This window comes from Segatella bryantii, assembly GCF_022024215.1.
GTDB classification, from domain to species: Bacteria; Bacteroidota; Bacteroidia; order Bacteroidales; family Bacteroidaceae; genus Prevotella; species Prevotella bryantii.
The window spans coordinates 1543010-1556573 of record NZ_CP091798.1 but is presented as its reverse complement, the minus strand read 5'-3'; the positions used below and the strand labels follow the sequence as shown (position 1 = coordinate 1556573).

The window sequence follows — 13564 nt, the reverse complement described above, 5'->3', positions numbered from 1 at the left end:
GCAAAGGTACGATTTTTCACTGAAAATATGCTATCTTTGTCACATATTTTAATATAGAAATCAAAAATGAGAGAAAAGATAGATGTTTTCTTGCCTCAATTAGGCAATGAAACGATGCACTCTATTGTGACTTCACTCGATGAAGATAAGACGGTACAACATGTTTTTTTGTTGGATCAGGAAATACGATCTACTGCTGTTATTAAACTGATAGATAGCCAGTCTGATGCTGATTATATATTACTCTGTACTAAGCCTACACGTATAGAACTTGGACAGTTTGCGTTAGAGCGAATGTTACGTGTTATGCATGAAACGCATGCTCAGATGGTTTATGCGGATCATTACACCATGGAAAATGGCAAGCGTGAAAAGCATCCGGTAATTGATTATCAGCTGGGAAGTTTACGTGATGATTTTGACTTTGGTAGTTTATGGTTGATTGATGCACGTTCTTTTCACGAGTATGTAGATCAGTTAAGCGAGCAGCATGCTTATCTATATGCAGCCCTATATGATCTTCGACTTTTCTTAAGTCGTAAGGGTGAACTTTTCCATATCAACGAGTATTTGTACACAGAAGATGAACATGACTTGCGTAAGAGCGGCGAAAAGCAGTTTGATTATGTAAATCCTCGCAATCGTGAAGTGCAGATTGAAATGGAAAAAGTCTGTACGTGTCATCTTAAACAGATAGGCGCATTGGTGGATGTTTCCAATTATGAAGAGCCAGACTTTAAAGAGCAGGAGTTTACTTTTGAAGCCAGTGTTGTTATTCCTGTATACAACCGCGAAAAGACAGTAGCAGATGCTGTACAATCGGCTTTAAATCAGAAAACTTCATTCCCATATAATGTCATCGTTGTTAATAATCATTCTACAGATAAAACAGGAGAGATTTTAGCTGATTTACAGAAGAATACCGATAAGTTGGTTGTTATTGTACCTGATCGTTTGGATCTAGGTATAGGTGGCTGCTGGAATGAAGCTATAAACGATGTCCGATGTGGTAAATTCGCCGTTCAATTGGATAGTGACGATTTATATTCTTCACCAAAAACTTTACAGAAGATCGTGGATGCTTTCTATAAGCAGAATGCAGCCATGATTATTGGAAGTTATCGTATGTGCGATTTCGATTTGAACACCCTTCCTCCAGGTATGATTGATCATCGAGAATGGACGAATGATAATGGCTGTAACAATGCGCTTCGTATTAATGGATTAGGAGCGCCACGTGCCTTTTTTACTCCATTAGTAAGACAAATAAGATTTCCAAATACCAGTTATGGCGAAGATTATGCTTTAGGACTCGCTTTCAGTCGTCGTTATCGTATAGGTCGTATTTATGACGAACTATATCTGTGTCGTCGATGGGGTGGAAATAGTGATGCTGCATTGAGTATAGACAAGATTAATGTTAATAATCTCTATAAAGACCGTTTACGTACCATGGAAGTAAGTGCGCGTCAAGCCATGAATGCGGGTTTGGCCGATATTGCTCCTGATGATGCATTGGTACGTTTCTTTAACAGACAACTTGAGGTTTGGGATGATGTAAGGAAACGTTTTTCAGATTTGAAAAATGTTCAAGTAAAATCTTTCGACAATTCTATTATAAAACTTCAGTTTAATCCAGCACGTATAGTCTCTACTGGTGCAAAAATTGATGCTAAAACGCTAGCCAATCGTGCTTGTTTCCTATGTGATGCAAATCGTCCAAAGGTGCAAATGTCGAAGAAAATAGATCATAAGTTTCAGTTACTTATTAATCCTTTCCCGATACTGAACACCCATTTTACGATACCAGCTTATCGTCATCAGATGCAAGCGATTTTGCCAAACTATTCTGAGATGCATCGTTTGTTGACAGCAACAGAGCGACTGATGGTGTTCTATAATGGTCCTAAGTGTGGAGCCAGTGCGCCTGATCATCTGCATTTCCAGGCAGGTACAAATGGGGTGTTGCCTCTACAGGAAGAGTGGAGACGAATATGCAGAAGTAAGACTAACTTGTATGAATTAGATGATTGTAATTATTTGGCCCGTATAGATGATTATATTGTGCCAATATTTGCTATTGTTAGTACACAAGAGGAAAAAGATAGAAAACTCTTTACTCTTTTATATGAAGCTTTGCCTATTCGTGAGGGTGAGACTGAACCTATGATGAATATTATCGCTTGGAGAAAAGGTGATAAATATATTTCTGTAGTCATTCCAAGAGAAAAACATCGTCCTAATTGCTATATGCAAGAAGAAAATGAACGAGTTATGGTAAGTCCTGGAGCTCTGGACATGGGTGGACTCATCATCACGCCACGTGAAGAGGATTTTCAAAAACTCACGGTAGAACGTGCGGAAGCAATTTTGAAAGAATGTGGTATATCGCAAGAAAAGATGGAGCAGATTTGTAGTAAGTTAAAAGTCGATGCGAATGATGATGAACTGAAATTAGACATGCAACCAAATGTAAAGGTTGGCATTGTTTCTGCGCAGAAAATACATTTTGTACTCAATAAACCTTATCTTGCTAAAGGTAAAGAAGTTATAGGAGAGCAAACGGTAGAATTTTCAGAAGGTGCCATTCTTTGGAATGGAACACTCTATACGCAGCTCGGTTTTCATCCAATAGAAGATGATGCCAGTTTCTCTCTTGATGATGTTACGATAGGAGTAAATTTCCATTGGGAGCGTAAGGAAACACAGACATTCCTAGGAACACTTCGATTTGTGGTCGATTCAGATCAGGTTTGTGCTATTAATGAATTGCCGGTAGAAAAATATTTGGAGAGTGTCATCAGTAGTGAGATGAGTGCTACTTCGAGTCTAGAATTGCTAAAAGCTCATGCCGTTATCTCACGAAGTTGGCTTTTTGCTCAAATGGAGCGTAGACGTTCTCATGCAGAAACAGGAAATAATTTCTTCTCATTTGTGAAGAAAGACGACGAATTGATACGTTGGTATGATCGTGATGATCATACAATTTTTGATGTGTGTGCTGATGACCACTGCCAGCGTTATCAAGGTATTACCAAAGAAACATCGCCACATGTAGCTGAGGCTATTAAAGCCACATTAGGACAGATATTAATGGATAATGGGGAAATATGTGATGCCCGATTCAGTAAATGTTGTGGTGGTATATCTGAGGAATATCAATACTGTTGGGAGAATATTAAGAAACCTTATCTTGTAGCTGTTCGTGATGAGAAATCTGCTGTTAAAAAGAAACTTCAGAGTATTCCCGACCTGACAGTAGAGAAAAATGCAGAAGAGTGGATACGTACAAGTCCGGCTGCATTTTGTAATACTACTGATAAAAATGTGTTGGAGCAAGTGCTTAATGATTATGATCAAGAAACTCCTGATTTCTATCGATGGAAAGTAAAATTGAGCCAATCAGAGATTCAACACCTTTTGTCTGAAAAACTGAAATTAGATTTGGGCGATATCGTAGATCTTATTCCTTTGGAACGAGGTAAGAGTGGTCGTATATCCCGATTGAAAATAGTTGGAACAAATCACACTTTTATTATCGGAAAAGAACTTGAGATACGAAGAGCTCTCAGCGAAAGCCATTTATACAGTTCTGCTTTTGTTGTAGATAAATATGATATAAATGAAGAGGGTGTACCACAGCGTTTTGAACTGACAGGAGCAGGCTGGGGCCATGGAGTAGGACTTTGCCAAATTGGTGCAGCCGTAATGGGTGAGAATGGATATGCATATCAAGATATCCTGCTTCATTATTATCAGGGAGCTACTATAAAAAAGATTTATAAGTAGAAATCAAATACATGAGATACATGAGTAATAAAAAAAGAAATCCTTGGAGTTGGATACCAACTCTCTATTTTGCAGAAGGACTACCTAACGTTTTGGTAATGGTAGTTGCGGTAACAATGTATATGCAACTAGGTATGAGTGATACCGAAATAGCATTATATACAAGTTGGCTTAATTTACCTTGGATTATCAAGCCCTTATGGAGTCCTTTTGTAGACTTGTATAAAACAAAACGTTGGTGGGTTATTACCATGCAACTGTTGATTGGTGCTTCTTTAGCGGGAGTAGGCTTTACACTTAATGCGCCTTTTTGGTTTCAAGGTACTATGACCTGCTTCTTTCTGATGGCCTTTTCGAGTGCCACTCATGATATTGCAGCAGATGGCTATTATATGCTTGAACTTGATGAGCACGGACAGTCATTCTTCGTAGGAATACGTAATACATTCTACCGCATAGCAGTAATATTTGGCCAAGGTGTATTAGTTGCTGCTGCAGGTATTTTGCAGGTATATTTTAGAAATCGAATAGCCTTTACATGGAGTTTGATATTCTATGCGCTAACAGGTATCTTTTTGGCATTGTGGTTCTATCATGGTTTGATTCTTCCACGGCCAAAAGCGGACAATCGCAATAATACGAATTTAACTGCTGTAGTACGGGGTATGAAGGATATGATAGTATCATTCTTTTCTAAATTTCCTTTAAAGGTTTTTGTGTTTTCTATACTATTTATTATGTTCTATCGTTTTCCAGAAGCTTTGTTAGGCAAGATGACAACAACTTTTCTTCAGCGTTCCGCTTCTGAAGGAGGATTAGGATTATCACCAATGGAATTTGGTATTGCTAATGGTACAATCGGCTTAATAGGTTTATTGGCAGGAGGTATTGTTGGTGGCTATTTGGCATCTCGTGATGGACTGAAAAAATGGTTATGGCCATTTGTGATTGCGCTAACCCTTCCTGATCTTGTCTATGTGTATATGAGCTATGCTCTTCCTTCTAATCTTTGGCTTATTAGCAGTTGCTTGTTTGTTGAGCAGTTTGGTTATGGATTAGGATTTACAGCATTAACATTGTTTATGCTCTATTTTGCTCAAGGTGAATATAAAACGTCACATTACGCTATTTGTACAGGACTTTCATATTTAGGTCTTATGCTGCCAGGAATGATTTCCGGTTGGTTGAAGGATACTATAGGATATCGTCATTTCTTTATTCTCGTTATGGTATTCTGTTTGATAACCTTTATAGTAACAGCTTTTGTTCAGATAGATGCTAATTTTGGCAAAAAGGAAGATGCTATAGATGAATCAGGGAATTACGAAGAAGAATAGATTCTAAATCATATCGTAACGATTAAATGCGGCATTTATGAGGAATGTTAATACTCTCATGAATGCCGCATTAAATATATTAGATCTTGTATCTTAGTCGATAAATCGCTTAGTTATGTCGCCATAGTTTTCTATGCGACGATCGCGGAGGAAAGGCCACCAGCGTCTTACTTCTTCACAATGGTCAAGATCGATGTCGATGATAACGCTTTCTTCTTCTTCCTTACTTGCTTGGTAGTGGAGTTCGCCTTGAGGACCAGCTATGAAACTACTACCCCAGAACTGAATGCCGCCAGTCTGATTACTAGGGTCTGGTTCAAATCCTACGCGATTAACAGCTATTACAGGGAGTCCGTTTGCGACAGCATGACCCCTCATAACGCTTGTCCATGCCATTCGCTGGCGTTCCTGTTCTTCTTTTGTGTCATAGAGTGCATAGCCGATAGCGGTAGGGTAGATTAATATTTCAGCTCCTTGAAGAGCCATTAAACGGGCTGCTTCAGGATACCACTGATCCCAACAAACAAGAATTCCTAATTTGCCCAAACTGGTCTGTATAGGTTTGAAACCTAAATCTCCTGGTGTAAAATAGAATTTTTCGTAATATGCAGGGTCATCCGGAATATGCATCTTGCGATATTTCCCGGCTATCGTACCATCTTTTTCAATAACAACGGCTGTATTATGGTATAATCCAGCTGCGCGCTTCTCGAATAGGGAGGTAACGATAACGACACCAAACTGACGAGCCAATTCTCCATAGAAATTGGTTGAAGGGCCAGGTATTGGCTCAGCCAAATCAAAATTGTTAACGTCTTCTACCTGGCAAAAATATAAGCTATTGTGTAGCTCTTGCAAAATAATAAGCTGTGCACCGCGTTTTGCCAAATCTTCTATACCTTCGGCAAGTCGCAACATGTTAGTCTTACGATCTTCAACATTATGTTGTTGTAGAAATCCTACTCTTATTTCTCTCATTGTTTTATGGTTTACATTTATTTTTTCAGAAGTATTCCTTGTGGATATTGCATAGTAAGACAATGTATGCTTCCATGTTGACGGATGATAGTTCTGCTGTCTATACCAATGATCTTGCGTGTAGGGAATACATCTTGGATTATTTTGATAGCTTTTTGATCTTTTTCAGGCTGATTATACGTTGGTACTATAACAGCACCATTTAAAATGAGAAAGTTTGCGTATGTAGCAGGCAATCGTTCGCCTTCATCGTAAATGGCATCAGGGAACGGAAGGGCTATCATTTTATATTTTGATTCGCTTTGGAGAGAGTAGTGAGTGTCTACCCATCGGCGAATTTGGTCTTCTAATGCTTTAAAATCTGCATAATGTTCATCGTCTTTGTTAGGTGTACCTACATATAATAAGGTGTGGTCAGGGCAGATTCGTACTATTGTATCAATATGTCCATCAGTATCATCACCAATAAGGTTACCATGGTCGAACCAAACGACACGGTCGACTCCTAAGCGTTCTTTGAGCTGTTGCTCAATCTGTATCTGGGTAAGAGGCTGATTGCGATGTGGAGCCATTAGGCATTGACTGGTAGTGAAAACTGTGCCTTCACCATCGCTTTCAATACTTCCACCTTCAAGTACGAAGTCATCATTTTCTTCAATACATGCAGATAGTGCAAAATTCTTATTGCTACTTTCTCGTTGATATACAAAGAGTTGCTTGGTAATTTGGTTATCTTTTTCCCATTCGAACTTTTCGCCCCATCCATTGAAACGAAAGTCGAGTACTGTTAGTGCTCGTGTTAGAGGATTGATAGTTGTAATGCCACCATGATCTCGAGCCCAAGTATCATTACTATCTATTAAATAGAAAAGTATTTTTTCTATTTGCTCGTCTGCAAGATTATTTTTAAGTAACTGCCAAACATGGTCAGGTTCTGGTGTTGCAACGATAAGATGCTCATATTTTGTTATGGTATCAGCCAGTTGCAGATAGGTTTGGGTAATATCATCTAGATATGGAGCCCAGTCAGTTTGAACGTGTGGCCATGTCAATTGGATAGCATCCTGTGGATACCATTCGGCAGGCAAAATATATGTTTTCTTTATCTTCATATTGCAAAGATAAGGTAAAAAGTGGATAGTGCAAAATGAATTTTCGCTATTTTGCCGTGTGCGAACACAAAAGCACTTGATTTAAATCAAGAATGAACCGTTTTTGGTTAATTTTATGCTGAAAAACATTGTTGTGTACGCAAACAGTAGTATCTTTGCAGTGCAATTAGAAAATATATAGATTTATTAGTTTTTAGGTTATTGATTGTTTAGGTTGTTTTTAAAAAGAAATTATTAGTTAGATTTATAGATTGTAAAATTAGGTATTGCTTAAGGTAAATAAAGATTGCAGGGATATTGCTTAAAGTTGCCGATATATATATTAAGTATTGTATTAAGTTAGATTAGGTTATTAGATATAAAGGTTATTAAGATTAGTATTAGGTTTATTATTTGTTGTTTTTGAAAAAGAGGTTCGGCTTTTGCCGTATACCTCTTTCGGTTGGCGGGGATGAAGATCTACCGCTTTTTTGTTATTATAATCATCTGTTTATTCAATCTTTTTTCCTCTGTAATAAACATCAAAGCTATCTTCAGCATAGCCATTACCCCTATATTTAAAGGATGTAGCCATGGCTCCTTTTATTTTTTCACCATAATAGAACACATTGAAAGCATCCTTAGCATAGCCACCACCCAGTTCCTTAAACGAACCTGGTACAGCATCTATCTTCTTATCACCATAATAGACGTTGAACTTGGTTTTGTAATAACCGCGAATCGAAGAAAGCGGTTCGTTTATACCTTTACGATTACGCCAGCTGGTGGATTCCTTCAGTCGGAAAGAAGCTGGATCAACATTCTCAAGCACGCGCCCATCCATATATACATTATACATATCCTTGGCATAGCCACAACCTAAATCTCGGAAGGTATGAGCATCGGCATATTTCAATAATTCACGATCGAAATAGACATGATCGTGATCTATCTCATAACGCTGGGCATTAGTAAGCTGGGTGATTCCCATCATTGCTACCAATAGAATCGATTTGCGTAAAAATATTGACTGTTTCATCTTCTTATAGTTTTATTTGGTTAATGATGCAAAGGTAATACGAATTGATAAGAATAAAATAAGATTTACCTATTTTGTAGGGGGAAATCCCTAATTTATTTTTACTATTTTTCACAGCAATTTCTTCCGTTGGTCCTTTCTCAGTTTATGGTTCCCTCTATGTATTTCTTTTTTCGTCCGTGTAAGCGATCCGTGTCCGTTCGGTATTTAGCCTTAGCATGTATTTTTAGGTGGCTACGCTTTTTTGTTTCTGTAAGCCTAATCCGTTTTCATCAGAAATTATTACCTTTGCATTCGTATGAAAAGGAAAAATATACCATGTATCGCTGTTTTGCTACTTGCGGGATTAACAAGTAGTTGTAAATGGCAAAATCAAAAGTCTGGAGAATTACTTTCAGATGTAGAAAGAACAGCGAATAAGATAGAGAATGCTCAGAAAGCGATAGATTATTTGGTGAACGATAAGGATTTGTCGGATGATAGGAATAATTCATCGAGTAATAGGGAAAATTTTCAAGTTGAGTCGGATGGAGAATCGAACTCTTCAAGCTCGACTAAGTATGCTAATTATCTTCCTGCTAGACTAACTGACAGACCTGAGCAAATTCTTTACCGGTATGCCTATACCGTATCTTATAATCAGGAATTAAAAATTCCAAATTGGGTGGCTTGGCATCTGACCCAAGCACACACGAATGGTCCTTATAAGCGTAAGGGTATCGCTTTTACGGCTGACGAAGAGGTGGAAGGTACAGTGGTCACTACGTATGATTATGCACGAAGTGGCTATGATAGGGGGCACATGTGCCCTTCTGGGGATAACAAATGGAGTAAACGGGCTCAAGAAGAATGTTTCTTGATGAGTAATATGTGTCCGCAGGTGCATGGACTTAACAGTGGAGACTGGAACGAGATAGAGGGACAGTGCAGAGCATGGGCAAAAAAATACGGCGATGTCTATATCGTGAGTGGCCCTATATTAATAGGTAAGAACCATAAAATGATAGGTAAAGCGAAGGTCACGGTGCCAGAGGCTTTTTTCAAAGTGGTGCTCTGTTTGGTGGGTAGACCTAAGGCGATAGGTTTTGTGTATCGTAATATCGAGGGAAATCGCCCTAAGAAGAGTTACGTAAATAGTGTGGATCAAATCGAGCGGATTACTAAAATCGATTTTTTTGCTTCCTTGCCAGATAAGTTAGAAAACCAAATTGAACAAGAAGCTAATTTAGAAGATTGGTAAAAAAGCATAAAATATTTTCGCTATTCGCAAAAAATGATTATCTTTGCATTCTAAAATAAAAATTTTAGCGTGAAAATATTAAAGGTGATCAATGCCCTTGAACAGTTCGCGCCTCTGCCCTTGCAGGAAAGCTATGATAATGCAGGCTTGCAATGTGGATTAACAGAGGCGGAAGTCTCAGGGGCTTTATTGTGTCTTGACGTGACGGAATGTGTCGTTGATGAGGCTATAGCAAAGGGGTGTAACCTAATTGTAAGTCATCATCCTCTTATTTTCCATAAGCTTCGTCGTATTACTGGTGAGGATTATGTACAGCGTACTGTCATGAAAGCTATAAAGAATGATATTGCTATCGTAAGCATGCATACGAATATGGATAGTGCTTTTGGTGGTGTCAATTTCAAAATAGCTGAAAAGATGGGACTTGAAAATATTCAGTTCCTAGGCAAAACTCAACATCTCGATGAATGCTATTCTGATGAAGAAAGTCAGTTGGTTGGTGGCGAGGGGATTATAGGAGAATTTTCTACCCCCCTAGCTGCAGACGATTTGGTTTTGATGCTTCGTAAACAGTTTGAAGTAGAATGTGTACAGTGCAATCAGCTTCTTCGGCGAGAAATAAAAAAAGTTGCTTTATGCGGTGGAGCTGGTAGCTTTATGCTCGATACGGCTATTGCAGCAGGGGCAGATGCTTTTATCACTGGTGAAATGCATTATCATGAATACTTTGGACATGATCAGGAAATTCAGATCTGCGTAATCGGTCACTATCAGAGTGAACAGTATACTAGGGAGATCTTTAAGCAGATTATCGAAGAAAAATGTCCTGGTGTAAGATGTGTATTATCTGAGATTAATACCAATCCGATTATCTATCTTTAATAAATAGTTATAAAAGAAAATAATAAAGATAATAGAATTACATAAATTATATCATTATGGCAAAGAAAGATCCAACAGATTTGACAGTTGAAGAGAAATTGAAAACCCTCTTCCTGCTTCAGACTACTTTGAGTCAGATAGACGAAAAGCGTGCTTTAAGAGGTGAACTTCCATTGGAAGTAAAAGACTTGGAAGACGAAATCGAAGGTCTTCATACTCATGAAGAGAAAATCGGAAGAGAAATTGAAGATTTCCGTCGTGCCGTTATTCAGAAGAAAGGCGAAATAGAGGATGCTGAAGCAAGTGTTGAGCGTTATAAAATGCAGCTTGATACTGTTGCTAATAACCGAGAATATGATACTCTTACAAAGGAAATCGAATTCCAAACTTTGGAAATAGAACTTTGTAATAAGAAAATTAAAGAGGCTCAGTTTAAGGTAGAAGATAAAACTGCAGAGTTAGAGAAAACTCGTCGTAAAATTGAGGATCGTACTTCTGCTCTCGAGAGCAAACAGGCTGAGCTTGATGACATTATGCAGGAAACTCGTGAGGAAGAAGAGCTCTTAAAAGAGAAGGCTGCAGAATTAGAAAAGAAGATAGAACCAAGATTGTTGACTAGTTTCAAGCGTATTCGTAAGGGTGCTCGTAATGGTTTGGGTATCGTGTATGTACAGCGTGATGCATGTGGTGGTTGCTTCAATAAGATTCCACCTCAGCGCCAGCTAGATATTAAGATGCATAAGAAAATCATTGTTTGTGAGTACTGTGGTCGTATTCTTATTGATCCTGAATTGGCAGGTGTAAAGGTAGCAGCTCCAGGTTTGGAAGAAAAGCCTAAGCGTAAGCGTGTTATTCGTAAGAAAAAAGCTGACGACGAAGAGGCAGAATAATTATATAATGTAACCATGGGAAAATTAATTGTAAATAGCTATGATGAGTTTGCCTCTTATTTAGGCAAGGAACTCGGTACGTCAGAGTGGTTGAAGGTAGATCAAGAGCGTATTAATGCTTTTGCTGATGCAACACTCGATCATCAATGGATTCATGTTGATGTTGATCGTGCTAAGGTGGAGAGTCCTTATAAGAGTACTATAGCTCATGGATATCTTACTTTGTCATTACTTCCTTATTTCTGGAATCAGATTATCGAAGTTAATAACCTCACAATGATGGTAAATTATGGTATGGATAAGATGCGTTTCGGTATCCCTGTGCCAGTAGGAAGTAAGTTGCGCCTTGTGACTAAGTTGGCAAGTATAGAGAATCTTCGTGGTATCTGTAAGGCTACCATAGACTTCCAAATGGAAGTGGAGGGTCAAAGAAAACCAGCATTAAAGGGTGAGGCTACTTTCCTCTATTATTTTAAATAAATGAGTGTTCTAAGATATTCTAAAACAAGAGTGACTTAGATAAAAATAGTTAAGGTTCCTTTGCTAATACATAGGAACCTTAATTGCTTCTTTTAAGATGTTGTGAACATTTTGAATTTACAAATTGAGCAGCCACAATGCTGCTGTAACAAGAATAAATACGAATAGAATTTTTTGTTTTTTCATGTGAAGTTTTCTGGTTTATGCTAATCGCAAATATAATTTGTATTTCTCGGTTACAAAATTAGTCAAAATGTTACATAGTTGCAAGTATTTATAACGAAAATCTATCTTTGTTTATTAAAAAAAATATTTTTAGGCGATTTTGCTTTTATTTTCATACAAGACACCTTTTTATTTAAAGAAAGTTCTTAGCATAGTGATTGATGCCATTTGGATATATATGTGCAGCCAACTAAAATGCTGGTTAGACACCATGAAATAGGATAGCATAACATAAGATGTCCAAACCCTGGCCATATTGGACATATGAAGGTTATCCATGTTAAACGGAGCAAGCATGTTCCTATGATTGTAAGCAAGGCTGGTGTGAGTGAATATCCAAATCCTCTCATAGATGATGCAGGTATGTCATAACATGCAGCTATCGATTGGAATATTAAAACATAGTCCATTCGTAATTTGGCATATTTTATCACGTTTCCATCTGTCGTGAATAGATTCAATACTGAATCTGCAAATGTAATGAAGAGCATGTTGGCGATAAAGCATACTAAAGCTCCATTTATAAAGCATATCCAAAATATGTGTTTGCATCTATCGTACTTTGCTGCTCCGTAGTTCTGTCCTGTAAAAGTAACAGCAGCTCCGCTAAAAGCTAACATCAGGTAATAACAATAACTGTCAAATGTCTGAGATATAGATGCCCCAGCTATTGCTGCAGAACCGTAACTATTAATAGCAGTTTGGACAAATACGTTGCTGAATGAGAATACCATTCCTTGTAAACCTGCTGGTATACCTATCTTTAGAATGTGTTTTAATTCCGTTGTATAGATTTTTGGCTGGCTGGGATGTAATCGAAAAGCTCCGTTCTCATGGAGTAAAAGCCATATTATTGCTGCAGCGCTAAAAGCATTGGCAATGCCGGTAGCAATGGCAACGCCAGCTACATTCATCTTAAACACGATTACTAAAATAAGGTTGAGAATTGTATTCAAGACGCCTGCTGCTAATAGAATGTAGAGAGGCCGTCGGGTATCGCCCTTGCTCCTTAAAATGGCAGCTCCAAAATTGTATGTCATGAAGAATGGTGCACTAAGAAAATAAATTCTAAGATAGGTCGTTGCTGCATGAATAATATTTCTTGGTGTACCCATAGCCTTTAGTATTGGATCAGATAATAGTAAACCGAGGGCAAGAAGAATGGTACCACTGATAAGTGCTAGACTATATGTGGTACTTATTGCGTGTTTTATTTTGGTATCGTCATGTTGTCCTATATGATTAGCTAATATGACATTAGCTCCTATAGATATACCTATAAATAGATTTATCATCAGATTGATGATAAATGTATTAGCTCCAACGGCAGCTAAAGCTTCGCTGTTAGCAAATCGTCCAACGACAGCAACGTCTACTGTATTGAATAGTTGTTGTAGAATGCTGCTTGCTGCAAATGGAATTGCAAACTTAATAATTTTTCCCAATAAAGGGCCGTGTAGCATATCGATTTGATTAGCTTTCTGATTCATATTTTGAGATTAGTTGTTCAGGATGTATGACCATTTTACTTATAATAGTAAATTTTAATTGTAATCATCCCTTATTGCTTGTCTGTATATTGTTAATAATCTTATTTGGCTGCAAAGTTACAT

General features: G+C 37.8%; 10 protein-coding genes. 6 read left to right on the top strand and 4 right to left on the bottom strand.

Going from position 1 to position 13564, the window contains the following annotated elements; all coding sequences use genetic code 11:
* The first annotated feature begins 66 nt into the window (after positions 1-66).
* Positions 67-3789, top strand: coding sequence for a DUF4922 domain-containing protein (locus L6471_RS10590; RefSeq protein WP_094448093.1), 3723 nt, complete (start codon positions 67-69; stop codon positions 3787-3789).
* A gap of 20 nt (positions 3790-3809) precedes the next feature.
* Complete coding sequence (locus L6471_RS10585) at positions 3810-5126, top strand: MFS transporter (RefSeq protein WP_237797300.1); 1317 nt, start codon at positions 3810-3812, stop codon at positions 5124-5126.
* Positions 5127-5219: 93 nt separating this feature from the next.
* Here L6471_RS10585 and L6471_RS10580 read toward each other — a convergent pair whose 3' ends face one another.
* The 3 genes from L6471_RS10580 to L6471_RS10570 form a co-directional block, all read right to left on the bottom strand.
* Complete coding sequence (locus L6471_RS10580) at positions 5220-6104, bottom strand: carbon-nitrogen hydrolase (RefSeq protein WP_027452932.1); 885 nt, start codon at positions 6102-6104, stop codon at positions 5220-5222.
* A gap of 17 nt (positions 6105-6121) precedes the next feature.
* Positions 6122-7216 carry an agmatine deiminase family protein gene (locus L6471_RS10575; protein ID WP_074613776.1) on the bottom strand — a complete coding sequence of 365 codons (1095 nt, stop codon included), beginning with the start codon at positions 7214-7216 and terminating at the stop codon, positions 6122-6124.
* Between the two features lie 490 nt (positions 7217-7706).
* Positions 7707-8234: a DKNYY domain-containing protein gene (locus L6471_RS10570; RefSeq protein ID WP_036857818.1), complete on the bottom strand. Its 528-nt coding sequence runs from the start codon at positions 8232-8234 to the stop codon at positions 7707-7709.
* Positions 8235-8532: 298 nt separating this feature from the next.
* On the opposite strand from L6471_RS10570, the gene L6471_RS10565 reads away from it, so the two are divergent.
* From L6471_RS10565 to L6471_RS10550, 4 genes are all read left to right on the top strand, one after another.
* Positions 8533-9474 (top strand): DNA/RNA non-specific endonuclease, encoded by a 942-nt coding sequence (locus tag L6471_RS10565; RefSeq protein WP_237797299.1) that lies wholly within the window; start codon positions 8533-8535, stop codon positions 9472-9474.
* A gap of 69 nt (positions 9475-9543) precedes the next feature.
* Positions 9544-10356, top strand: a complete 813-nt coding sequence (locus tag L6471_RS10560; protein WP_094448090.1) for a Nif3-like dinuclear metal center hexameric protein — start codon at positions 9544-9546, stop codon at positions 10354-10356.
* Between the two features lie 56 nt (positions 10357-10412).
* Complete coding sequence (locus tag L6471_RS10555; RefSeq protein WP_006281841.1) at positions 10413-11246, top strand: zinc ribbon domain-containing protein; 834 nt, start codon at positions 10413-10415, stop codon at positions 11244-11246.
* Between the two features lie 15 nt (positions 11247-11261).
* Entirely contained in the window at positions 11262-11726 is a 465-nt protein-coding gene (locus tag L6471_RS10550; RefSeq protein ID WP_027452927.1) for a MaoC family dehydratase, read from the top strand.
* Positions 11727-12097: 371 nt separating this feature from the next.
* On the opposite strand, the gene L6471_RS10545 is transcribed toward L6471_RS10550, so the two are convergent.
* Positions 12098-13441 (bottom strand): MATE family efflux transporter, encoded by a 1344-nt coding sequence (locus L6471_RS10545; protein WP_051214612.1) that lies wholly within the window; start codon positions 13439-13441, stop codon positions 12098-12100.
* Positions 13442-13564 lie beyond the last annotated feature (123 nt).